Consider the following 24,316-nt stretch of genomic DNA (forward strand, 5'->3'; position numbering starts at 1 on the left):
CCAGGGCACCACCCCCTCGACGACGGCCGCCCGGGGCACCCGCCCCCTACGACCGTCACCCCGACACCGCCCCCTGCGACCGCCCCCGGCGCACCCGACACCCGCCTCCCCAGGGCACCGGAGACAATGAACCCCGTGCGCTACCGCGTTCTCGGCACCACGCAGGCACTCCGCCCCGACGGCACCCCCGTACCGGTCGGCGGAGCGCGTCTGCGTGCCCTGCTGACCGTGCTCGCCCTGCGCGCCGGGCGGACCGTGCCCGCCGCCCACCTCGTCGACGAGGTGTGGGACGGCGACCCGCCCGCCGACGCCACGGGCGCGCTCCAGGCGCTGGTGGGACGGCTGCGCCGGGCGCTCGGTCCGGACGCGGTCGCCTCGGCGGACGGCGGCTACCGCCTCTCCGCCGCTCCCGACGACGTGGACCTGCACCGCTTCGAGCGGCTCACCGGAGAGGGCGCGCGGGCGCTGGCCGACGGCGACCCCGCCAAGGCGGCCGTGGTCCTCGACGACGCCCTCACCCTGTGGCACGGCCCGGCGCTCGCCGACCTGCCCGACCGCACCGCCGAGTCGGCCCGCTGGGAGATCCGGCGCCTCGACGCGCGCCGCGCCCGCCTCACCGCCGCCCTCGCCCTCGGCCACGCCGCGCAGGCGCTGCCCGAGCTGACCGCCCTGTGCGACCTCCACCCACTCGACGAACCCCTCCAGGCCCTGCGGCTGCGCGCCCTGCGCGATGCCGGCCGCCCCGCCGAGGCCCTCGCCGCCTACGACGCGGTACGCCGGCTCCTCGCCGACCGCCTGGGCTCCGACCCCGGGCCCGAACTGCGCTTCCTGCACGAGGAGTTGCTGCACCACGGGCCGGCGGACGCCCCGGGCCCGGCACCCTCCCGCCCCGAACCCGGAGCCGCCGCGGCCGCCGCCCCCGCCGCCGGCCCGCGGCCCGCGCCCCCCGCACCGCCCCGCACCGGCCCCGCCACCACGCCCCCCGGCAACCTCCGGGCCCGCCTCACCTCCTTCGTCGGCCGGGAGAGCGACATCGATGCCATCCGCGGCGATCTCGCGGCGGCCCGGCTCGTGACGCTGCTCGGACCCGGTGGGGCCGGCAAGACCCGGCTGTCGCAGGAGGCCGCCGAGCGAGCCGGGGACACGGCGCGCGACGGGGTGTGGCTCGCCGAACTGGCGCCCGTCGACGACCCGGAGGCCGTGCCCGAGGCCGTGCTCACCGCGCTGGGCGCCCGCGAGACCGTGCTGCGCGGCGCCGGTGCCGAGGAGCTGCGGGCCGTCGCCGACCGGCACGACGACCCCGTGTCCCGGCTCGCCGAGCACTGCGCCAAGCGCCGCATGCTGCTCATCCTGGACAACTGCGAGCACGTCGTGGACGCCGCCGCCCGGCTCGTCGAACAGTTGCTGGAGCGCTGCCCCGGGCTGACCGTGCTCGCCACCAGCCGCGAACCTCTCGGCGTGCCGGGGGAGTTGCTGCGTCCCGTGGAGCCGCTGCCCGAGCCCGTCGCGCTGCGGCTGCTCGCCGACCGCGGCGCCGCGGCGCGCCCCGGGTTCCGTGTCCAGGACGACCCGGACGCCGCTGCCGAGATCTGCCGCCGGCTCGACGGGCTGCCGCTGGCCATCGAACTCGCCGCCGCCCGGCTGCGGATGCTCACCCCCCGCCAGATCGCCGACCGGCTCGACGACCGTTTCCGCCTGCTGACCTCGGGCAGCCGCACGGTCCTGCCCCGGCAGCAGACCCTGCGCGCCGTCGTCGACTGGTCCTGGGACCTGCTCGACGAGGAGGAACGCGAGGTGCTGCGGCGGCTGTCCGTCTTCGCCGGCGGCTGCGACCTGACCGCCGCCGAGGCCGTGTGCGGCCCGGCCGCGCTGGAGGCACTCGGCTCCCTCGTCGACAAGTCCCTCGTCGTCGCGGCACCTTCCGGGGACGGCGAGATGCGCTACCGGCTCCTGGAGACCGTCGCCGAGTACGCGGGCGCCCGACTCGACGAGTCCGGCCGGCGCCCCGCCGCCGCCCGGGCCCACCTCACCCACTACCGCGAACTCGCCCGCACCACCGACCCCGAACTGCGCGGACCGGGCCAGCTCGCCGCCATCGAACGGCTCCAGCGCGAGTACGAGAACCTCCGCACCGCCCTGCGCCACGCCGTCGCCGAAGGGGACGAGCAGGAGGCGCTCTGCCTCGTCCTCTCCCTCGCCTGGTACTGGCAGACCCGCGACCAGCGCGTCGAGACTCGCACCTGGTCCCGCGAGGTCATGGCGCTCGGCCCCGACCCGTTCGCGCCGGCCCGGGGCCCGGTCGCGCCGCTCTACGAGAGCTGCACGGCCGCCCCGCCGCCGATGCGTCCCGACGTCCTCGAAGAGGCCCGGCGCGGCGTGCACCTCATCCACCTCGCCTGCATGGACATGGACCTCCAGGCCTGGCAGACCCCCGAGGCCAAGGCGAAGCTGCGCGCCATCAGCGAGGCCTACCGGCCCGGCCAGCCGCAGACCTGCCGCAGCCCCGGCTACCTCTGGTTCTACGCGGTCCTGCTGACCGGCGACATGGACCGGGTGCGCGACGTGATCGACAGGACGGTCGCCACCTGCCGCGAACTGGACTACGGGTGGGAACTCGCCGTCGCCCTCCAGATGCGCGCCAACATCCTCGCCAACCGGTCCGACTGGGCGGGCGACGCGGCCCGGGACGCCGACGAGGCGCTGGAGATCTTCGTACGCCTCGGCGACGCCTGGGGCGCGGCCGAGGCCCTGTCGGCACGCGGCGAGGCCCACGAGCGACGGGGGGCGTACGCCCTCGCCGCCGCCGACTACACGGAGGCCATCACCTACGCCGAACGGCTCGGCGCCCACGCGCAGTCGGCGGTGCTCACCGCCCGGCTGGGCAGTGTCCTCGTCGAGTCGGGGGAGCCGGAGCGGGGCGAGCGGCTGCTGCGCGAGGTGCTGGCCGCCGGGCACGGCGCGGTCAACGAGGCGATGCCCGCCTCCCGCCTCTTCCTCGCGATGTGGCTCGGCCGCACCGGCCGGGTCCCGGAGGCCCGCGAGCAGATGCGTCTGCTCCGCACCGACTTCGAAGCCGTCTCCTTCGTCGTGTTCGACATGTTCGTCCTCGGCGTGGAGGCCTGGCTGGACACGGTCGAGGGACAGTACGCGAGCGCCCGGGAGAAGGCACGGCGGGCGCTGGAGCGGGCCGCGGACCCGCTGACCCAAATGATCGCGCCGCACATGACCTCCGCCCATCTGGTCACGGCGGCCATCGCCCTCGCCGGACTCGACGACGGCCGGCACGCCCGGGACGCTGCCCGGCTCATCGGCGCCGCCGACAGCCTGCTGCCGCCGGGCCACTTCGCCCGCCCCACGGAGGACGAGGTCCGCCTGCAGGCCGAGGCGGACGTGCGGGCGGTGCTCGACGAGCCGGCGTACGCGGCGGCGTACGCCGAGGGCGGCGGGCTCTCCCTCGAGGAGGCCGCCGCCCTCGTCTGACGCGGATCCGGGCCGGTGCCCGGCCGCGCGTCAGCTCTTGGTCCGGAACTTGTGGATCGCGACCGGCGCCATCACCAGCGTGAGCGCCGCCGTCCAGGCGAGGGTCACCCACAGGTCGTGGGCGACCGGGCCGCCCACCATCAGACCGCGCGCGCTGTCCGCGAGGGCCGACAGCGGGTTGTAGTCCGTGAAGGCCTGGAGCCAGCCGGGCATGGTCTGGGTCGGCGAGAAGATCGACGAGCCGAACTGCAGCGGCATCAGCACCAGGAACCCCATCGCCTGTACGGACTGCGCGCTCTTCATCGTCACGCCGAGGACCAGGAAGATCCACATCAGGGCGGAGCCGAAGAGGGTGGCGAGTCCGACGGCCGCGAACAGCCCCGGCCAGCTCTCGATGTCGAAGCCGACCAGGACGCCGACGATCAGCAGGATCGTCGTCGCCACGAGCATCCGCATCAGCTCCACCACGATCTTGGCGAAGAGCACGGAGCCCTGGCCGATCGGCAGGGTGCGGAAGCGGTCCATGACACCGGTGTGGAAGTCCTGGTTGAAGCCGGTGCCGACGGCCGTGGCGATGTTCATGCCCATCATGGCCATCAGCCCCGGCACCACGTACTGCACGTACTCCTGCTGTCCGCCGCCCAGCGACTGCCCGATGGAGCCGCCGAAGACGTACACGAACAGCAGGGTGAAGACGACGGGCATCAGGACGGCGTCGAACATCGACTCCGGGTCCTGGCGGATCCACAGCAGGTTGCGGCGGACCAGCGCGCCGATGTGGCGCGCGTGGGCACGGGGTGAGATACGGGAGTCGCCCTCGGCGGCGAGGGGGGCCTCGACGACAGAAGGGAGGTGCGCGGCGGAGCCGCCCTCCGGAAGGGTGGCGGTGGGCGACGGGCGGGCACTCATGCGGAGACCTCCTCGTAGGCGCGGGCGGGGGTCTCGTCCTGCGGGGCACTGGCCTTGTGGCCGGTGAGGGACAGGAACACCTCGTCCAGACTGGGCAGTTCGGTGCTGATGGAGCTGATCGTGATGCCGCACGCGGTGACCGCGCCGACCACGGCGGTGAGCTGCTCGTCGCTGAGGATCGGGACCAGCGCGCTGCCGGTCTCGCCGTCCACGATCGTCGGGGCGAGACCGGTGAGTCCCATGTCGTCGAACATGGCCGCCAGCGGGCGCAGTTGCAGCGGGTCCAGCGGGCGGATCCGCAGCGTCCGGCCGCCGACCCGCGCCTTCAGCTCGTCGATCCGGCCGTTGGCGATGACCTTGCCCCGGTCGATGACGGTCAGTTCGGACGCCAGCTGCTCGGCCTCCTCCATGTACTGGGTGGTGAGCAGCACGGTGACGCCGTCGGCGACCATGCGCTTGACCTCCTGCCACACCTCGTTGCGGGTGCGCGGGTCGAGTCCGGTCGTCGGCTCGTCCAGGTAGAGCACGGCCGGGCTGCCGATCATCGAGGCGGCGAGGTCGAGCCGGCGGCGCATCCCACCGGAGTACGTGGCCGCGGGGCGCTTGGCCGCCTCGGTCAGCGAGAAGCGCTCCAGCAGCTCGTCGGCCCGGCGGCGGGCCTCCTTGCGGGGCAGGTCGAGCAGCCGCCCGATCATGTACAGGTTCTCCCAGCCGGGGAGCTTCTCGTCGACCGAGGCGTACTGGCCGGTGAGTCCTATCACCCGGCGCAGCTGCCGGGGCTGCTTCAGCACGTCGTACCCGGCGACCGTGGCCTGCCCGGCGTCCGGGGTGACCAGGGTGGACAGGCAGCGGACGAGGGTGGTCTTGCCGGCGCCGTTGGGACCGAGCACACCGAGGACGGTGCCTTCACGCACGTCCAGGTCCACACCGTCGAGCGCCCTGGTCTCGCCGTAGTGCTTGACCAGCCCCCGTACGGTGACGGCGCTCCGGGCGCCGTCGCTGGGGTTGTTGTCGATTCGCGTCATGGGGCCAAGCTCCCACCCCCCACCGACAAACCACCGACAGATCACCGACGGATCACCGACAGCGGGCCTCCGGAAACGGCACAGCCCCGCCGACGGGGGAAGATCGGCGGGGCTGCTCGTGCCGCAGTGGCTCAGTGGCTAGTGGACGGAGTGCTCCTCCAGCGGGAACGTCCCGCCGACCACGTCGTCGGCGAACGCCTTCGCCGCGTTCCCCATGACCGTACGCAGATCGGCGTACTGCTTCACGAAGCGAGGCATTTTGCCCCCGGTGAGACCGAGCATGTCGGTCCAGACGAGGACCTGCGCGTCGGTCTCGGCGCCCGCGCCGATCCCGACCGTGGGAATGTGCAGCACCCGCGTGACCTCGGCGGCCAGCTCCGCCGGCACCAGCTCCAGGACCACGGCGAACGCCCCCGCGTCCTGGACCGCCTTGGCGTCCCGCAGCAACTGCTGGGCCGCCTCCTCGCCCCGCCCCTGCACGCGGTACCCCATGGAGTTCACGGACTGCGGGGTCAGGCCGATGTGTGCCATGACCGGGATGCCGGACTCCACGAGCAGCTCGATCTGCCGGTGCGAACGCTCGCCGCCCTCCAGCTTCACGGCGCCGACCCCGGCCTCCTTGACGAGACGGGTGGCCGAGCGCAGGGCCTGGACCGGCCCCTCCTGGTACGACCCGAAGGGCAGGTCGCCGACGATCAGAGCCCGGCTGGTGCCGCGCACGACCGCCGCGGCGAGCATGGTCATCTCGTCGAGGGTGACGGGCACGGTCGTCTCGTACCCAAGGTGGCAGTTGCCCGCCGAGTCGCCGACGAGCATGACCGGGATGCCGGCCTCGTCGAAGACGGACGCGGTCATCGCGTCGTACGCGGTGAGCATGGGCCACTTCTCGCCGCGCTCCTTGGCGGCGGTGATGTCACGCACGGTGATGCGGCGAGTGCCCTTGCCGCCGTACAGCGCTTTGCTGTCGGACGTGGGGCCAGAGTCCTGGCCCGGCTTCGGGGCAGCCGAGAGCTGCGTCATCGCAACGGCTCCTTCTGTCATCTCGAGGCGCCCTGACGGCGTCCCCGGATCCCCTCCATGGTGGCACCTCGTGCCACCGGAGGCCAGACCGCGTGACGCGACCTGTGTCTCCCTCCTGCCGGAGACCGCCGGGAACGTAAGGTCTTGGTAAGTTCTCCGCAAAGTACATTCGATACGAGACGGTCCCGTATCGAATGTCGCTAGGCTGGCGGCATGACAACTCCAGCTCCCACCGAACGGCGGGTGTCCGAGGCGGTGCACCGGCGCCGCTGGGCCATCCTCGGCGTGCTCATGCTCAGCCTGCTGATCGTCGTACTGGACAACTCCATCCTGAACGTCGCGATCAAGACGATCTCGACCCCGGCACCCACCGGCCTGGGCGCCACCCAGGGCGAGCTGGAGTGGGCCATCAACGCCTACACGCTCGTCTTCGCCGGACTGCTGTTCACCGCGGGCCTGCTCGGTGACCGGCTGGGCCGCAAGAAGGTGCTGCTCGCCGGTCTCGCCGTCTTCGGCATGGGGTCGGCTCTCGCCGCGGAGTCCGGTTCGCCGGTCCAGCTCATCGTGTTCCGCGCGGTGATGGGCCTCGGTGCCGCCTTCGTGATGCCCGCCACCCTCGCCGTCCTCATGAACGTCTTCGAGCGCGACGAGCAGCCCAAGGCCATCGGCATCTGGGCCGGCGGCGTCGGCCTCGCCATCGCCATCGGCCCGATCACCGGCGGCATCCTCCTCGACCACTTCTGGTGGGGCTCGGTCTTCCTGATCAACGTGCCGATCGTGCTGCTCGCGCTGGGCCTGATGATCTGGCTCGTCCCCGACTCCCGCGACCCGAACCCGGGCCGGCTCGACCCGGTCGGCGTGGTCCTGTCGGTCGTCGGACTCGTCCTGCTCGTCTACGGCATCATCGAGGGCGGCCAGGCGGCCGACTTCACCGACCCGAAGGTGCTCGCCGCCGTCGCCGCCGGACTCGCGGTCCTGGTTGTCTTCGTCGTGTACGAGAAGCGCAGTGACCACCCGTCCATAGACGTCACCTACTTCAGGAACAAGGTCTTCTCGGCCGCCGTCTCCGCCATCGCGCTGGTCTTCTTCGCGCTGATGGGCGTGACCTTCTTCTCCGTCTTCTACACCCAGAGCGTGCGGGGCTACTCGCCGCTGCAGACCGGCCTGCTGATGCTGCCGCTCGCCGCGGCCCAGCTCATCTTCGCGCCCCGCGCCCGGCTGGTCGTCGACCGCTTCGGCAACCGGGCCACCTGCACCGCCGGGCTGCTGGTCATCGCCGCGACGCTGGCCGCGTTCGCCACCCTGGAGGCGGACACGCCGATCTGGATCCTCGAGGTGATCTTCTTCCTCATGGGTACCGGCATGGCGCACATCATGACCCCGACCAGCGTCGTCATCATGCAGGCGCTGCCGCGCGAGAAGGCGGGCTCCGCCTCGGCGCTCAGCAACACCTTCCGCCAGGTCGGCGGCGCCCTCGGGATCGCGGTGCTCGGCTCCGTGCTCTCGACGGCGTACCGCAACGGCATCGAGGACGACCTCACCCGGCTCCCGGCCGGTCTGCGGCACACCGCGGGCGAGTCCATCGAGGCCACGCTCGGCGTCGCCGCGAAACTCGGTCCCCGTGGCGAGGCGCTCATCGCTCCCGCCAACGACGCCTTCCTGCACGCCATGCACGTCACGGCCCTGTGCGGTGCGGGCGTGGCGCTCATCGGCGCCGTCGTGGTCGCCGTGTTCCTGCCGGGCCGCACCCCGGCACAGCGGGAGGGCGAGGGCGAGCCGGAGTTGGTGACGGCCGAGCATTAGGGCGTCCCGCGTCGGGGAGAATCACCCCCAGCGGTTCGGAGAAACGGAGTCGACGTGAGCCTCGCGCACAGCCGAGCAGGGCAGGAGGGACCCGCGTCCCGGGGGCGCCCCCGCAGCGAGGCCGTGGAGCGCGCGATCCTCGAGGGTGTGATGAAACTCCTCGAGGAGGGCGTGCCGTTGGGGGAGGTCTCCATCGAACGGGTCGCCCGTACCGCGGGAGTCGGCAAGGCGACCATCTACCGGCGCTGGCGCGGCAAGGAGGAACTCTTCGTCGACGTCCTGCGCGCCGCCGAGCCCCAGGAGCCGGTGCTTCCCGGCACCTCGATGCGCGACGACCTCGTCGCCCTGGTGGAGGGACTGCGCCAACGCGGCCTGCTGAACCGCTCGTCGGCGATCCTGCACAACGTGTACGCCCAGATGAAGAGCAGCCCCCGGATCTGGGCGGCGTACCACGCCACGGTCATCGAACCGCGTCGCCGGCTCACCTTCGAGGTCCTGCGCCGCGGGCAGCTGAACGGCGAACTCCGCGACGACCTCGACGTGGAACTCGTGAACGACATCGTCGTCGGGCCCATGCTGGTCCGCTCCCTCATGCGGCCCGACGCCGACCTGCCCGACGACCTCGCCGCGCGGATCGTCGACGCGGTGCTCGCGGGACTGCGGCCGCCGGCGCCGTAGTCCCGTGGCCCAGGCGGTAGTTCACCGGGCAACAACTTGCCCGTATGTGCGCGTTTCGTCACAGTGGCCGGGCGGAAGGCCGTGGTCCGGAACTCCGGACGGCGAGTTGTTCGTCCTCGTGGCCGTACGGCCGTCGCGCGACGGCAGGAAGAGCACCGATCATCCCCTAGGGTCGTAGGCGCGGGACAGACGGTGTGCACGGCAAGTTGTGAGGCGACGGTATGGCGCAGGCGTATGTGACGGAGACGGGCAGCGGCGGCTCGGGACCCGACCGCCCAGGATCCCCGCTTCGGCGCCTGGCTGACGGCTGGCGCGGCGACCGGGGCATCTGGCGGCGCGGCCTGGTCCTCGCCGGGCTCGCGCTGATCCTGGCCCTGGTCGTGCTGCTGCACGCGCAGATCCCCAACAGCATCGGCAACCTGGGCAGCCTCACCGAGACCTTCCTGCCCTGGCTGGGCGTCTTCGTGCCGGTCCTGCTGGTCCTCGCGGTGGTCAGGAAGTCGGCGACCGCGCTGATCGCCGTACTGCTGCCGGCGGTCGTCTGGCTGAACCTGTTCGGCGGGCTGCTCTCGGACCGGACCGGGAGCGGCGGCGACCTGACCGTCGTCACGCACAACGTCAACGCCGACAACGCGGACCCGTCCGGCACCGCGCGCGACGTGGCCGCCTCCGGCGCCGACGTCGTGGCCCTGGAGGAGCTGACGGCCTCGGCGGTCCCGGTGTACGAGAAGGCGCTCGCGCCGACGTACCGCTACCACTCGGTGCAGGGCACGGTCGGGCTGTGGAGCAGGTACCCGCTGAGCGACGCCGGGCCGGTGGACATCAAGCTGGGCTGGACGCGCGCGATGCGGGCGACGGTGACGGCGCCGGCCGGGCAGGTCGCGGTGTACGTCGCCCACCTGCCCTCGGTCCGGGTGAAACTGGCGGCCGGATTCACCGCCCACCAGCGCGACAAGAGCGCGGACGCGCTGGGCGAGGCGATCGCCGACGAGCCGGTGCGGCGGGTCGTGCTCCTCGGCGACCTCAACGGCACGATGAACGACCGCGCGCTCAACGCGGTCACCGCGCAGATGCGCTCCGCCCAGGGCGCGGTGGGCAGCGGCTTCGGCTTCAGCTGGCCCGCGTCGTTCCCGATGGCCCGCATCGACCAGATCATGGTCAGGGGCATCGAGCCGGTGACCGCCTGGACGCTGCCCGAGACCGGCAGCGACCACCTTCCGGTCGCCGCGCGCGTCAAGGTGGACGCAACCGCTTCGTAACCTCTGGGAATACTGGGCCTGGAAGAGTTTGTTCCACGATTGAACTTAAGCTGCCCGTGCACAGCGGTGTGCACGGGCACGACCTTGCGCGCCGACGCGTCCCCCACCGGCGTCAGCGCGCTCCTCCGCTCTTCTGAAAGGCCCTTTCATGCCCCTGGCCCTGCTCGCCCTCGCCGTGGGCGCCTTCGGCATCGGTACCACCGAGTTCGTGATGATGGGCCTGCTGCCCGACGTCGCCGACGACCTGCACGTCTCGATCCCCACCGCCGGTCACCTGGTCTCCTCGTACGCGCTGGGCGTCGTCATCGGCGCCCCGCTGCTGGCCGCCGTGACCTCCCGGATGTCCCGCCGCAAGGTCCTGATCGCGCTGATGGGCCTGTTCGTGATCGGCAACGCGCTGTCCGCGTTCGCCCCCGACCACCACTGGCTGCTGGCGGCCCGCTTCCTCAGCGGCCTGCCGCACGGCGCCTTCTTCGGGGTCGGCGCGGTCGTCGCCACGGGCCTGGTCGCACCCGAGCGCAAGGCGCGCTCCGTCTCGCTGATGTTCCTCGGCCTGACCGTGGCCAACATCGCCGGTGTGCCCGTCGCCACGCTCATGGGACAGCACCTCGGCTGGCGTGCCACGTTCCTGGGCGTGAGCGTGATCGGCGTGGCCGCGATAGCCGCGCTCGCCCTGCTCATCCCCCGCGACCACGCCCACGCCCCGGCCGGCGGCCTGCGCGGCGAGCTGGCCGCGCTGGGTTCGCTGCCCGTCTGGCTCGCGCTGGGCACCACGGTCGCCGGCTTCGGCGCCCTGTTCTCCGCGTACAGCTACATCACGCCGATGCTGACGGACGCCGCCGGGTACGCCGACGGCAGCGTCACCCTCCTGCTCGCCCTCTTCGGTGTCGGCGCGACGGCGGGCAACCTGCTGGGCGGACGCCTCGCCGACCACTCCCTCCGGGGGACCCTCTTCGGCGGTCTCGTGTCCCTGGCCGCCGTCCTCGCGCTGTTCCCGGTCCTCATGACCGCCCAGTGGAGCGCGGCCGTCGGGGTCACCCTCCTCGGCATGGCCGCCTTCGTCACGGGTTCGCCGCTTCAGCTGATGGTCATGGAGAAGGCCTCCGCGGCCCCCTCCCTGGCGTCCTCCGCCAACCAGGCGGCCTTCAACCTGGCCAACGCCGGCGGCGCCTGGATCGGGGGGCTCGCCCTGGCGGCGGGCTTCGGAGCGACGTCGCCCGCGGTGGCGGGGGCGGTGCTCGCGGTGCTGGGTCTGGGGGTCGCGGGGGTGGCGCACGCCGTCGACCGGCGACGCGCCCTGGTTCCGGCGGACGCTCCGGGTACGGGCCGGCTGGTCGCGGCGCACGTCCCCCAGCACCGGCAATCGGCCCACCGCTGACCCCGGGGAAGCCGTTGCCCGTGGGGCGGGACCTCTCCCGGAACGAAACGGGCAGCCGCCGTCGGCCGGTTTGGGGAAGCCGCCGCCCGTGGGGCGGGAAGGGACCTGTCCCGGAACGAGACCGGTAGCCGCCGTCGGCCGGTCCGGGGAAGCCGTTGCCCGTGGGGCGGGACCTCTCCCGGAACGAGACCGGCAGCCGCCGTTGGCCGGTCCGGGGAAGCTGCCGCCCGTGGGGCGGGACAGCTCTCGGAACCGAGACCGGCAGCCGCCGTCGGCCGGTTTGGGGAAGCCGCCGCCCGTGGGGCGGGAAGGGACCTGTCCCGGAACGAGACCGGCAGCCGCCGTCGGCCGGTTTGGGGAAGCCGCCGCCCGTGGGGCGGGAAGGGACCTGTCCCGGAACGAGACCCGCAGCCGCCGTTGGCCGGTTTGGGGAAGCCGCCGCCCGTGGGGCGGGAAGGGACCTGTCCCGGAACGAGACCCGCAGCCGCCGTCCGGGGAGAGGGGACGGGGCGGTACATCAGATGCCTGTCGCAGACCGGGCACGTAACCGAGGGGGACCTCCCGGCGGAGCTCTGTGCCCGTTCTGCGACAGGCGGATGCACCGCCCCGGCCCCGCCCCGGAAACCACCGCCCGCGCACCCCGGCCAACGTGCACACCGCACCCGACGCGTCGATCATGTGCCCCATGACGACGCCGCCACCCCCCTCCCGCCAGGACCGCCAGGACCGCCGGGATCGCCGGGACCTCCCTGAGTGCAGGGACCGCAGGGACCACCGCGCCGTCGCCCTGCTCGTCGTGCTGGGCACACTCACGTACACCGCGTGGGCGCTGGAGGCCGTCCTGCCGACCGGACTGGCGCCGGCGCGGACCTACGTCAGTGAGCTGGCCGCGCAGGACCAGCCCCGAGGCGGACTGTTCCGTACGACGGACCTGGTCGCCGGGACGCTCCTGTGGGCCGGCGGGCTGTGGGCGCTGCTGCGGCTGCCGCGCCCGAGCCGCTGGGCGACCGCCGGCTGGACGGCCCTGGTGCTCTTCGGCGCGGCCACCGCAGTCGACTCACGCCTGCCCCTGAGCTGCGCGGCGACCGTGGACCGCCGCTGCGCCGAGCGGGAGCACGCGGGGCTCGTACCGATGGCCCACCTCGCGCACACCACCAGCAGCGCGCTCGCCCTGTGCTGCGCGCTAGCGGCCATGGCGGCCCTCACCCACGCGGCCCGCCAGGCGGCCCGCCGAGCCGCACCCGCGCCCGCCTCAACCCTCGCCCGCCTCGGCCCGCCCCTCGTCGCCCTCGAACTGGTGGCGACGGCCTGGACGCTGGCCGCCGTCGCCGCGCTGGAGGAGGGCCACGCCGACTGGTCGCTCGGGCTCGCTCAGCGCGCCCAGTTGGGCCTGATCGCGGTGTGGCTGGGGGTCCTCGGGGTCTCGCTCACCCGGCCCGCCCCGGAGGCCGGGCCCCCCGCCCGGCGGCTCGTCCCGGAGACGGGACGGGCGGGGCGATGACGTCCGTGCGCTTCGTGCGCGTCGAAGGCGTACCCCACCACGTCCGGGTGGACGGAGACGGGCCCGTCTGCGTCCTGAGCGCGGGCCTCGGACTGGCCTGGTTCGACTGGGATCCGGTCGTGCCCCTGCTCGCCCCGCACCGCACGGTCGTACGGTTCGACCGCCCCGGACTGGGGCTCAGCGGACCCGCGCGCACGTGGCCCACGCTGACCGGAGAGGCGCGGCGTATCGCGCACGTCCTGGACGCGCTCGGGTTCGACGCCCCGGTGACCGTCGCCGGACACTCCCTCGCCGGCTTCCACGCGGAGGCCTTCGCCCGGCTCCACCCCGCCCGTACGGCGGGGCTGGTCCTGCTCGACGCGGCTGTGGAGGAGGAACCGGGCCCCCGCAGGGCGCGGGCGGCGCGCGACGCGTGCACGCGCGCGTGCGGCACGCTGCTCGGCGCGGCGGGCCTGCCGCGGGCCCTGGGCCCGGCACTGCGGCGCGCGGTGGTGCGAGCCGGACGCGCGGCGGGCGGCGACCTTGCCCCGTACGACCTGGTCAGGAGCGCGTACTCCACCAGCCGCTCGCTGCACGCGGTCCTGGCCGAGAACGCCACCTACCGCGACGAGGCGGTGCAACTGGCGGCCCTGCGGCGGCGCTCGCCGCTCCCGGCCGCCCCGGTCACGGTCCTGGCCGCCGCCCCGGCACCCGCCGCCGTCCTCGCGGCCCGCTCCGGAAGGTGGGTGGCCCGGCAACGGGCCCTGGCCGCACGGCTGGACGCCACGTTCCGCGTCACGCGCGGCCCGTCGGGACACCTCCTCATGCTCGACCGCCCGGAGGACGTCGCGGCCGCGGTACTGGCCACCGGACCCACCTGAGCCGCCCGAACCACGTGATCCCGCCGGACACGGCGGCGCCCGCCCCCCCAGGAGGAGCGGGCGCCGCGACGGTGACGGAGCGTCAGTGCGACCGGTACGAGTTGACGTACCCGGCGGCGGGCGAGCCGACTCCGGTGACGTCGTCGTACCCCTTCACGGCCTTGAGGGAGCTGTCCTTGCCGAGGCTGCGGACGGAGGTGAGCAGCCCCTCCGACGCGTCGTAGCCGTTGGCGAAGTCCACACGTGCCACGGCGAGTCGGGACCCCGTCGGGCGGTCCGTCACGTCGTGGTACACCTTCGAGCCGTACTTCGCGTAGATCGACGGGTTGGCGAAGCCGATGGGCTTGCCGCCGCGCGCCTCCTGGGCGAGGGCCTGGACGGCCGCGATCACCGGCGCGGCGAGCGAGGTGCCGCCGATCCGGTACTCGTCGTACCGCTGCGACCCGTCCGGGAAGGTCTGCGTCTGGCCGACCCTGAAACCGGTGTTGGGGTCGGCGATCGCCGCGATGTCCGGCACGGTCCGCATGGCGGTCGTCCCGTTCGCCCTGGCGAGCGCGGCCGGCACGACGCTCTTCTGGTAGAACGGCTGCGACACGGTCCGGCTGGTGCCGCCGCCCGCGCCCGAGGTGAAGGTGCCGGGGAAGCCCGTCCAGCTGCTGCCGTCGGCCGACAGGCTCGCCTTCTCGGTGCCCCAACCGGTCTCGAAGAGGTACGTGTCGTGCTTGCCGACCGCCAGCGAGGTGCCGCCGACGGCCGTCACCCAGGCCGAGTTGGCCGGGGTGTCGACCTGCTTCGTGCCGGTGTTGGCGACCTCGTCGCCGTTGTCGCCGGAGGAGAAGTAGAAGCCGATGCCCTCGACCGCGCCGAACTGGAAGACCTGGTCGTAGGCGGCCGCGATGTCCGGTGTCTCGTTGGCCTCGATGTCGCCCCACGAGTTGGAGACGAGGTCGGCCAGGTGCCCGTCGACGATTCTGTTCAGCGAGTCGAGCAGATCGTCGTCGTAGCAGGAGGCGGCGCCGACGTACGTGATGTCCGCGCCGGGCGCGACCGCGTGCACGGCCTCGACGTCGAGGGTCTCCTCGCCAAACCAGCCCGAGGCCCCGCACTCCTCGGTCTTCGTGTAGGTCCCCGGCAGTACCTGACGCAGCTGACTGCCGCGGTACTTGGCGTCACCGTGCTTCTTCGCGTAGGTGGCCGCGTCGAAGGCGATGGTCGGCGAGGCGTACGCGTCGGTGATGGCGACCCGCACCCCCTCGCCGGTCCGCGTGCCGGCCCCGTAGGCGGCGCGCAGCTGCTTGCCGGTGTACCCCTTGACGGCGTACGGGACCTTCTTGCCGTACGCGGACGGCAGCGTGCTCGCGATGTTCGACCCGTGGTACGAGGAGAACGGTCCGGCGTTGCGGAACACGGCGTCCGGCGGCGGCAGTTGGTCCTGGTGGGTGGCCTTGTGCGGGGCACTGTCCAGGCCGGTGACGGTCAGCACGGCGCCGTTCAGGGCCGCCGGCGCGGAGGCCGTCCGGGTCGGCGCGCGGTAGGTCTTCCCGCCCTTGGCGTAGTTGTGCAGCTGCGTGCCGAACGCCTTCTCGGTGGCGGCCACGTCACCCGTCACGGAGACGTAGTGCCGTGTCGTGCCGGTGACTTCGAGGCCCGCCGACCTCAGCCAGGAGGTCACCCCGGCCACCTGTGCCTTCGTCGCCCCGAAGCGCGCCCGCGCCTGACCGGCGGTCAGGTACCTGCCGTACGAGGCCGACCCGGGGTCGGACACGGCTCTGGCGTACGCGGCCAGACCGGAGGCGTCCCGGCCGGCCAGGTAGACCCGGGCGGACACCCGGGAGCCGTCGGCGGCGGCTCCCTTGTCCGCCGCGGCCGTGGCCCAGGCGGGCTTGGTGCCCGCGAGGGTGTCGCGGGCCGGGCCGTCCGCGGCCTGCGCCGCGGGTATGCCGAGCGCCAGCGCACCGGCGAGGAGCGGCAGTGTCGCTGCCAGGCTCACTCCGGCGCGCGCTGTGGCGCGGTTGGATCTCATGAAACCCCCTGCGATGCGGTTCGTCGCATGTAGTGGCCGGTTCGTGATCCGCGTAGACCCCTGTGCGGCAAGGCGGCACAGGGAGTGGATCACGCTGTGGTCACTCTCGCGACGAAGCGTTCATGCCAGGGGAATGCGGGGGCCAAGAAGACCCCAAGGAACCGTATGCGTAAGGGAATTGGGCGCGATGCCCGTCATGTCCCGCATTCCGCGCGGGAGTCCGGTCGGTCCCGTCCCTGCGGAGTCCGGCGTCGGTCGGTTCGATGCCGATGGTCCGGCGGGTCCGGAGCCCGGCCGGTGAGCCTGGCCGTTTGGCGGGTCCGTTGGATCCGGCAGGTCCCGTCAGTTTGGCGGGGCGGAGCCGCGCTCCTTCAGCATGCCGGAGATGAGGTCCATCTCGGACCGCTGCCCCGCGACCATGCCCTTGGCGAGCCGCCGCTCGACGCCGACCTCGCACTTGCGCGCGCAACCCTGGGCCATGTGCACACCGCCCGCGTGGTGGGCGTACATCAGCCGCAGGTAGGTGATCTCGGCGTCCTTGCCGCTCTCCTTGCGTAGGCCGTCCATCTCGGCGTTGGTCGCCATCCCCGGCATCAGCGCGCCGTCCTTGCCGGAGGCCATGCCGCCCATGTCCATCCACGTCATGGGCGGATCGGCGGAGACCTTCGGCAGCTCCCACAGGTCGAGCCAGCCCAGCAGCATGCCGCGCTGGTTGGCCTGGGTCTGCGCGATGTCGTACGCGAGGCGCCGCACCTCCTCGTCCTCGGTGCGGTCGCGCACGATGTACGACATCTCGACGGCCTGCTGGTGGTGCACGGCCATGTCCCGCGCGAAGCCCGCGTCGGCGGAGTCCGCGGCGGGCGTGCTCGTGCCCGAGTCGCCGCCGTCCGCGACCGCGTACGTGATCGCCCCGGCGGTGACGAGCACGGCTGCCGCGGCCCCCGCGATCCAGCCGGTCCGCCTCGTGCGGCTCACTTCGCCAGTCCGTTGGTGCAGGCGGCCCCCGGCTCGGGCGTCTGCTTGCCCTGCACGTACTCCGCGAAGAACTTCTCGACGTTCGGGTCGCCCGCGCCCGTGACCGTGCGCTGCTTGCCCCAGGCGCTGAGCATGATCGGGTCCTTCTGGTCCTCGACGGGGCTCATCAGCGTGTACGGGGTCTTCTTGACCTTCGCCGCGAGCGCCTTCACGTCGGCTTCCGGTGCCTTGGCGTTGTACGTCACCCAGACCGCGCCGTGCTCCAGCGAGTGCACGGCGTTCATGTTGCCGATCGCCTTGGTGTAGACGTCGCCGTTGCAGTTCATCCACACCTGGTTGTGGTCACCGCCGACCGGGGGCTCCATCGGGTACTTCACCGTCTTCGTGACGTGGGTGCGGCCGAGGGTGCCCTTCCAGGTCTTCACCCCGTCCTTGCCGGTGACGAAGTGACCCGACGTCCCCTTCGAGTCGCTGGAGCCGTCCTTGTCCGACTGCGACGTGACGAGGTACGTCCCGCCGGCGACGAGACCCGCGACGATGACCACGCTCGCACCGATGGTGAGGATCCGGCTGCGGCGCTCGCGGGAACGCTCGGCGCGGCGCATCTCCTCTATACGCGCCTTGCGCGAGGCATTGGTGCTGTTCTTGGCGGAGCCCATGGCGAGTCCTTCGGGGGCTGGCGGATGTGGGACGGTCGGGTTTGCTGATCGTAGTGGGAATGCGGGCGGGGTACGGAGTGGAGGTCCCGGGAATGTCCGGAGCTGCTGCGTTCCGCCCGCCGCCGGATGCGGGCCGGGCCTGTTCCTCGGTATCGCCGGACCCGGATGAGCAGGCAGTATGGGCAGCAGCGCAGTGCACCGTCCGTAAGCGAGACGTTCAGACCATGGTCGGCCTGCCGATCAAGGTCCGCAACGCGCACGAAATGGTGTTGTGGTGGGATGCTCATGTGCCCCGATCGTCCCCGAGGCGTGGGAGCAGGCGGCCTGACCAGCAAGGATGGGTGGAAGCGGAAGATGGACAAGCAGCAGGAGTTCGTGCTCCGGACACTGGAGGAGCGTGACATCCGGTTCGTACGCCTCTGGTTCACGGACGTGCTCGGCTTCCTGAAGTCGGTGGCCGTGGCCCCGGCCGAGCTGGAGCAGGCCTTCGACGAGGGCATCGGGTTCGACGGTTCCGCGATCGAGGGCTTCGCCCGGGTCTACGAGTCGGACATGATCGCCAAGCCGGATCCGTCGACGTTCCAGGTGCTGCCGTGGCGTGCGGAGGCCCCCGGCACGGCGCGGATGTTCTGCGACATCCTGATGCCGGACGGCTCGCCGTCCTTCGCGGACCCGCGCTACGTCCTCAAGCGTGCCCTCGCCAAGACCTCCGACCTCGGGTTCACCTTCTACACCCACCCCGAGATCGAGTTCTTCCTGCTGAAGGACCGCCCGCTGGACGGCTCGCGGCCCACCCCGGCCGACAACTCCGGCTACTTCGACCACACCCCGCAGAACGTGGGCATGGACTTCCGCCGCCAGGCGATCACCATGCTGGAGTCGATGGGCATCTCCGTCGAGTTCTCCCACCACGAGGGTGCGCCGGGCCAGCAGGAGATCGACCTGCGGTACGCCGACGCGCTGTCCACGGCGGACAACATCATGACGTTCCGCCTGGTCATGAAGCAGGTGGCACTGGAGCAGGGCGTGCAGGCGACCTTCATGCCGAAGCCCTTCTCCGAGCACCCCGGCTCCGGCATGCACACCCACCTCTCCCTCTTCGAGGGCGACCGGAACGCGTTCTACGAGTCCGGCTCGGAGTACCAGCTCTCCAAGGTCGGCCGCTCCTTCATCGCGGGCCTGCTGAGGCACGCGGCGGAGATCTCGGCGGTCACCAACCAGTGGGTGAACTCGTACAAGCGCATCTGGGGCGGCTCGGAGCGCACGGCGGGCGCCGGCGGCGAGGCCCCCTCGTACATCTGCTGGGGCCACAACAACCGCTCCGCGCTGGTCCGCGTCCCGATGTACAAGCCCGGCAAGACCGGCTCGGCCCGCGTCGAGGTCCGCTCCCTCGACTCCGGCACGAACCCGTACCTGGCGTACGCGCTGCTCCTGGCCGCCGGCCTCAAGGGCATCGAGGAGGGCTACGAGCTGCCGCCGGGCGCCGACGACGACGTCTGGGCCCTGCGCGACGCGGAGCGCCGCGCCCTGGGCATCGAGCCCCTCCCGCAGAACCTGGGCGAGGCCCTGACGCTCATGGAGCGCAGCGAACTCGTCGCCGAGACCCTCGGCGAGCACGTCTTCGACTTCTTCCTGCGCAACAAGAAGAGCGAGTGGGAGGAGTACCGCTCCGAGGTCACGGCGTTCGAACTGCGGAAGAACCTGCCGGTGCTGTAAGGCCAGGTCAGAGCAGGTTTCTGCTGTCTTCTGCGAGAGGGCCCACGGTCGTCGACCGTGGGCCCTCTCGCCTGTCCGGCTACGGCTGGGCCGTCTGTGGGCCGTCGGACGCTGAACCGGTGCGTTGGACCAACCTGGGCCACACCGACCCCGGCTTCACGCTCCGGGTGTACACGCACCTGCTGCCGAGCAGCGAGGGGCGTAGCCGGAAGGCGGTGGACTCCGTGTCGCGCGCTCTCTCAAGGGGCAAAATGGCTGCTCACCCTCCCGTAGCGGTGACGTTGCCGTGGCAGCGTCCTGACGGCCGCCGGTTACGAAGAATTTTATTCGTACGTCCCGACGGCCGGGGCGCCCTGCGCCGAACGGCCTTCAACACGCACTTCTGGAAGCCTGCGCTCGTGGCGGCCGGCGTCATTCCTAAGCCCCTGCCGGGCGAACGTCACCAGTCCGCCCGCGAGCACGGCATGCATGTCCTTGGCACTTCCAAGCGTCTGTGCTCCTGGACGCGGGCGAGAACATCAAGGCGCCGAGTACCTACGAATCGGCGAGCGGCACATCTCGTTCCTTCTCGCGCTTCGGAGGAGCGAACACGAGTTTCCCGCCGGACACCTTCAGCCAGTGTCAAACCTGATCTCATCGGCCGAAAGCCCGAAAATCTCGCCCTGTCGCAGGACGCAGCCGGCCCCCAGGTCGACGATGGCACGGTGCTGCGCCGGGAGGGCGGCGCGCACGGCGAACGTGCGCTCGGCAGTCCACGGGACTACACGGCCGTTGCTCGGGCCGGGGGCGCGGACCGTGCTGGACTTGCACGGGTTCCGGTGCAAGTGGTCTCCTCCACGGCCGCGGCGAAGACTCCGGAAGACGCTCGCAACGATGACCCGCTGGTAGCTGGACGCGGGAATTGCCCGCTGCAGGTCGGCGAGCCAGTCGTGGATGTGCTCCGGCGTTGAATGTGCCAAGAGGACGAGACTCGAGGTAAGGAATGGCGTGGCGCCGGATCTGGACGTAACCCAAGCGTCGAGAACCAAGGCTAGAGCCCTTCGACCAGCTCAGACATCGAGGGATGTGATGATCGTTGACGTGAGAGTGCGTGCGGACGGTTAGGGAGGGCGAATTGCGGAAAGACAGATGAAGGACGACTGGCGGACCACGTCAGAGGTTCCCTTGGTGCGGGAAAAGGTAAAGGCGGGGGCGATGACAATTCCGGACGAGACGCAGTCTGAAGTGACGTCTGTACGCAAGGAATTTGCGCTTGAACGTTACCGCTACATTCTGCAACAGATTCATGCGGTTAACGAGAATGCGCATCGGTTCCTCGCCATCTATCAAACTCTGGCTACGGCGCTAGTGGGCGCCATCCTCGCTCTGTTTGTCGGATACGAGAAATGGGGGATCTCTCCGGAAACTGCACGTGGTGGAGTAATCGGGCTGCTCACCCTCGTCACCGTGGTCGCGGCCTTTACTAGCGTGCTGATCATAGTTGGAGCACTGGCTTGGCTAGATTACCGAAATGAGGAGTGCGACATAACTGATGAAATTGTAGGGCAGGGATTCCGAAAACGTCCAAAATCCGGGAACCTTTTCCGCTGGTATGAGACGTACGTGCTGGTATTCATCATCGCTTCAGTGGTCTTCATGTGGGTGCTAGCCGGGATTCTCCTTATGCCGACGATGAAGTAGCTAACAATGGTGCCATCCGGGGGTAACACGGGGAGTTGAGCGAGCGCTCGCTTTTCGAGCGCACGTTCGCAAGGGATCTGGTCCCTGCGGGTCTTTTGTTGTTCTGCTGACGCGCTACTGCATGGCGCGCTATGGTCTCCTCCTCGTTCGCTACCCGGGGGGCTCCATGTCGCTACTTCCTTCGCAAGCTGAAATTTCGGCAAACGATGCGGGGCATTTGGCAGCTTTTGGCGGTATCAATCTCGTGCAAACTCGCCGAGACCTGGAGGAGCTCCTTGGTCGTATCGGGCAGTTTGGCTTTTTTGACGAGTACACCAAACACGACATCTCACATATCGACGCCATGTTGACGAAGTTGGATTGGCTAGTTACGCGCGAGACGCGAGCTAGCATGACGCCGGCGGACTGGCTCCTCATTGTTTTGTCCGTCTACTTTCACGATCTTGGCATGCTAGTTACCAAGGGCGAGTATCAAAAGAGAGCGGACTCGAATTTCGAGCGGTTCCGTGACGATCACCTGACGACAGAAGACGCTGATGGCAGAGATTACTCCGCCCAGTTGCGCAACCTATCATCAGAAGAAAGGGAGAAGTTTCTCTATCAAGAGTTTGTGAGGTACCATCACGCTACGCGAGTAAGGAAGTGGATCGAAGGAGATCCGTCTCCGAATTTGGGTGCGTCAGAAGCGATTTTCACCGAAATTCAAAGAATTCTCGGACAACTCGATCCCGTGTTCCGTGAGGATCTCGCCAAGGTCTGCGAAAGTCACCACCTTGATGATCTATTCGACACCAAGAAGTATCCCGTGGAACAGTACTATGGGGCCACCAAGAGTGAACGGGCAAACGTGCAGTTCGCAGCAGTCATGCTTCGGACGGTTGATTTGTTGCATGTCACCAGGGATCGCACACCTTCCGTTGCTTTCCGGGTCCTAAATCCAGCAGATCCCATTAGTCAGAACGAGTGGGCAAAGCAAGCAGCAGTGCGTGCTGTTGTGCCGATGTTGGGAACTGACGCAGAGGGAAACCTCTCGGACAGCGCACCCAAAGACACAATCGCTGTACATGCAACATTCACAGACGAGAACGGCTTCTTTGGTCTGACGTTTTACCTCAAATACGCGGCTGACCAACTGCGGAAGAGCTACGAGTGGATTCAACGCTCTAATTCCAAGCAGGGTGTCAAGTACTATTTTCCCTGGAGGAACATCGATACTTCCCGGGTTGAAGCTAAGGGATTTCTCACCGAGCCATTCCAGTTCACCATTGATCAAGAGAAGGTTCTTGATCTGCTCACTGGTCACACGCTTTACAACGACTCCAACGTCGTGCTCCGCGAGCTGCTCCAGAACGCCATCGATGCTGTTCGACTTCAACATGGACATAGAGCCTCAGTAGACGGTTCCGTCAGCGTCCTTTGGGATAGTTCTGAGCGAATCTTAGAAGTGTGCGACAACGGTACTGGTATGACGCAGGGAGTTATCGAAAATAACCTGCTTAGGGCGGGTTCGAGCTTCTATCAGGATCCGGAGTTTCGCAAGAAGAATCCAGACTTCAATCCGATTAGCAGATTCGGTATTGGGGTCCTGTCCACTTTCATGGTGGCCGACCAGGTCGAAATTATTACCTGCCACCCTGAGGAGGCTGAGGCTCGCCAATTGTCCCTTCGGTCAGTGCATGGGCAGTATCTCGTCAGAATCCTGGAAAAGGGGCAAGAAGTTCCCGATCGGATTCTGCCTCATGGCACTATCGTGCGGATGAAGCTCAGGCCCAGCTCCGAACTGGAGAACGTCGCGCGCAAGACCAAGGACTGGATTGTTCTTCCCGGGTGCAAGGTAACCGTCAAGGAGGATGATGCGCATGCAGAGGGAATTGGTTTCGAATCCGTAGGTGCGGCGCTTGAGCACGGCATCAGGGTGTCAAACGCCAGATATGCCAAAAAGCTAGACGATGGCAAACTTCGTGTAGTTGAGCGCGAGCGAGAGGGGATGTCTATCGCTTACGCGCTGCAATGGAACGATCATTTTCGCGAATGGACCTTCATGCCACTTGAAGAGTTCACAAGTCGTGGCCGACACATTCCACCCAATAATGCATCTGGCAGTTGTGTTAGTGGCGTCCGGGTCGAACACGGGACTCCAGGATTCCGAGGGCAGAATCCAGTTTATGCTCTTGCTAATTCCTATGGTCCATCTGCTCCGCGCACGAACGTAGCCCGATCCGCTCTGGATCCGTCTCCAGAGTTCAATGCGTTTGTTCAGCATTGCTACGAAGCCTACTGCGCCCATGTGGTGGAAGAGGTTGCCGCCCTGCAAAATCAGCGTGGCTACTCGATTACTTGGGCTACGGAGGAAGCAGTCTATATCGCTGGCCCTCTCCTGGGAACAGAGGGCGCTGTAGCGGCGCCAGCCTTGATGGACGCCGTGGGAGAAATTCCCTTCTTTCTGATCGAGGAAGGGGGTAAGAGGAAGAGCGTGCCCGTAGGTTACTTGGATCGTTTTGATTTCATCGAAACGACTGAGAGTGCGATTACGGAGCATATCGAGTACTTGTTGCGAGAGCTTCCAGGGGTCTCGCGCAGTTCGGTATCCGCACTGCTCAAGCAAGTTGCGCCGAGTGAACCTGAATTGGCGCTGTGCTCGCATTTGGGTAGAGTAGAGGAAATCGACCGCTACTTTTTGGAGAAGTGGGAGATTGCCGAAATCAAGGGTGATGTGGGAAATCGGTCATTCGTTGCAAAATGGTCCGTTAGGGGGGGAACTCCCCGCTGGACACCGTCTACGGTCCCAGATGGTAACAGCATTCTAGGTAAAATGGAGATGAATGATTTTGCCGGAAGGAGCCCGCGCCTTATCAGAGTGCCGCTCCACGGTATCGATGCGAGCGGGTTCGCCGATGACCATCTCGGCTTCATGATCGGTGATTCGCAATACCTTCTCCCAGGCCACCCTTGGGAGTCGATGTTCACTGCCCTCGCGGATGAGGGATGCGTCGACGTGCAGGACGAGAAAGTCCTGCTGCTGTGCTGGCTCATCACGCAGGCGCTATTTAGCACAAGCCGTGATTTCCGGTATCGGGGAATCAAGCAGTATTCAAGCGCAGAGATGCTGGAACATCTCCAGAGGGCAGATATCGTCGATCTAGTCGATTGGGCCGAATTCTCTCGGATCGTGCGAAACATTGAACAGCCGGCAGAATTCTTCGACACTCGAAAGTGGAAGCGGTGGGGTAGCTTTGGGGCGTACTAAGTCCCCACTGTTTCCGGACACGTCGTGGACGGTCGCGCTGGCAAGTGCAGCCGTCAGCAAGTGTTCTTGGGGAGAGTGTGCGTCTGGAGGCTTGGAAGCGCGC

Annotated in this window: 16 protein-coding genes and 1 pseudogene; 11 read left to right on the forward strand and 6 right to left on the reverse strand. The window is 69.3% G+C overall.

Going from position 1 to position 24,316, the window contains the following annotated elements:
- The first annotated feature begins 126 nt into the window (after positions 1–126).
- Positions 127–3,480, forward strand: a complete 3,354-nt coding sequence (locus AC0ZLC_RS11660; protein WP_476751838.1) for an AfsR/SARP family transcriptional regulator — start codon at positions 127–129, stop codon at positions 3,478–3,480.
- Between the two features lie 30 nt (positions 3,481–3,510).
- On the opposite strand, the gene AC0ZLC_RS11665 is transcribed toward AC0ZLC_RS11660, so the two are convergent.
- From AC0ZLC_RS11665 to panB, 3 genes are all read right to left on the reverse strand, one after another.
- Positions 3,511–4,389 (reverse strand): ABC transporter permease, encoded by an 879-nt coding sequence (locus tag AC0ZLC_RS11665; RefSeq protein WP_476751839.1) that lies wholly within the window; start codon positions 4,387–4,389, stop codon positions 3,511–3,513.
- Positions 4,386–5,414 (reverse strand): ATP-binding cassette domain-containing protein, encoded by a 1,029-nt coding sequence (locus AC0ZLC_RS11670; RefSeq protein ID WP_476751840.1) that lies wholly within the window; start codon positions 5,412–5,414, stop codon positions 4,386–4,388. The genes AC0ZLC_RS11665 and AC0ZLC_RS11670 overlap by 4 nt, the downstream gene beginning before the upstream one ends.
- Positions 5,415–5,552: 138 nt before the next feature.
- Entirely contained in the window at positions 5,553–6,434 is an 882-nt protein-coding gene (gene panB, locus AC0ZLC_RS11675) for a 3-methyl-2-oxobutanoate hydroxymethyltransferase (RefSeq protein ID WP_476751841.1), read from the reverse strand.
- 213 nt (positions 6,435–6,647) lie between these two features.
- Between panB and AC0ZLC_RS11680 the strand changes: the two genes are divergently transcribed.
- From AC0ZLC_RS11680 to AC0ZLC_RS11705, 6 genes are all read left to right on the forward strand, one after another.
- Positions 6,648–8,237, forward strand: coding sequence for an MFS transporter (locus tag AC0ZLC_RS11680; RefSeq protein WP_476751842.1), 1,590 nt, complete (start codon positions 6,648–6,650; stop codon positions 8,235–8,237).
- 54 nt (positions 8,238–8,291) lie between these two features.
- Positions 8,292–8,915: a TetR/AcrR family transcriptional regulator gene (locus AC0ZLC_RS11685; RefSeq protein ID WP_476751843.1), complete on the forward strand. Its 624-nt coding sequence runs from the start codon at positions 8,292–8,294 to the stop codon at positions 8,913–8,915.
- A gap of 221 nt (positions 8,916–9,136) precedes the next feature.
- Positions 9,137–10,174 (forward strand): endonuclease/exonuclease/phosphatase family protein, encoded by a 1,038-nt coding sequence (locus tag AC0ZLC_RS11690; protein WP_476751844.1) that lies wholly within the window; start codon positions 9,137–9,139, stop codon positions 10,172–10,174.
- A gap of 148 nt (positions 10,175–10,322) precedes the next feature.
- Positions 10,323–11,552 carry an MFS transporter gene (locus tag AC0ZLC_RS11695; protein ID WP_476751845.1) on the forward strand — a complete coding sequence of 410 codons (1,230 nt, stop codon included), beginning with the start codon at positions 10,323–10,325 and terminating at the stop codon, positions 11,550–11,552.
- A 685-nt stretch (positions 11,553–12,237) separates the two neighbouring features.
- The gene (locus AC0ZLC_RS11700; RefSeq protein WP_476751846.1) at positions 12,238–13,053 is read left to right on the forward strand and encodes a DUF998 domain-containing protein; all 816 of its coding nucleotides are present in this window, start codon (positions 12,238–12,240) and stop codon (positions 13,051–13,053) included.
- Positions 13,050–13,913: an alpha/beta fold hydrolase gene (locus tag AC0ZLC_RS11705; RefSeq protein WP_476751847.1), complete on the forward strand. Its 864-nt coding sequence runs from the start codon at positions 13,050–13,052 to the stop codon at positions 13,911–13,913. The genes AC0ZLC_RS11700 and AC0ZLC_RS11705 overlap by 4 nt, the downstream gene beginning before the upstream one ends.
- 82 nt (positions 13,914–13,995) lie before the next feature.
- Here AC0ZLC_RS11705 and AC0ZLC_RS11710 read toward each other — a convergent pair whose 3' ends face one another.
- From AC0ZLC_RS11710 to AC0ZLC_RS11720, 3 genes are all read right to left on the reverse strand, one after another.
- Positions 13,996–15,936: a S53 family peptidase gene (locus tag AC0ZLC_RS11710; RefSeq protein ID WP_476751848.1), complete on the reverse strand. Its 1,941-nt coding sequence runs from the start codon at positions 15,934–15,936 to the stop codon at positions 13,996–13,998.
- A gap of 342 nt (positions 15,937–16,278) precedes the next feature.
- Positions 16,279–16,911 carry a DUF305 domain-containing protein gene (locus tag AC0ZLC_RS11715; protein ID WP_476751849.1) on the reverse strand — a complete coding sequence of 211 codons (633 nt, stop codon included), beginning with the start codon at positions 16,909–16,911 and terminating at the stop codon, positions 16,279–16,281.
- Complete coding sequence (locus AC0ZLC_RS11720) at positions 16,908–17,570, reverse strand: DUF3105 domain-containing protein (RefSeq protein WP_476751850.1); 663 nt, start codon at positions 17,568–17,570, stop codon at positions 16,908–16,910. The genes AC0ZLC_RS11715 and AC0ZLC_RS11720 overlap by 4 nt, the downstream gene beginning before the upstream one ends.
- A gap of 354 nt (positions 17,571–17,924) precedes the next feature.
- Here AC0ZLC_RS11720 and glnA point away from each other — a divergent pair, with 354 nt between their 5' ends.
- The 4 genes and pseudogenes from glnA (at position 17,925) to AC0ZLC_RS11740 (ending at position 24,213) form a co-directional block, all read left to right on the forward strand.
- Complete coding sequence (gene glnA, locus AC0ZLC_RS11725) at positions 17,925–19,286, forward strand: type I glutamate--ammonia ligase (protein WP_358851623.1); 1,362 nt, start codon at positions 17,925–17,927, stop codon at positions 19,284–19,286.
- 134 nt (positions 19,287–19,420) lie between these two features.
- Positions 19,421–19,513, forward strand: a pseudogene (locus AC0ZLC_RS11730) (tyrosine-type recombinase/integrase); the annotation flags it as partial.
- Between the two features lie 901 nt (positions 19,514–20,414).
- The gene (locus tag AC0ZLC_RS11735; protein ID WP_476751851.1) at positions 20,415–20,966 is read left to right on the forward strand and encodes a hypothetical protein; all 552 of its coding nucleotides are present in this window, start codon (positions 20,415–20,417) and stop codon (positions 20,964–20,966) included.
- Positions 20,967–21,132: 166 nt separating this feature from the next.
- A complete protein-coding gene (locus AC0ZLC_RS11740) occupies positions 21,133–24,213 on the forward strand; it encodes an HD domain-containing protein (RefSeq protein ID WP_476751852.1) in 3,081 nt (1,026 codons plus the stop codon).
- The last annotated feature ends 103 nt before the right edge of the window (positions 24,214–24,316 follow it).

This window comes from Streptomyces sp. GLSS-08 (genome assembly GCF_056387915.1).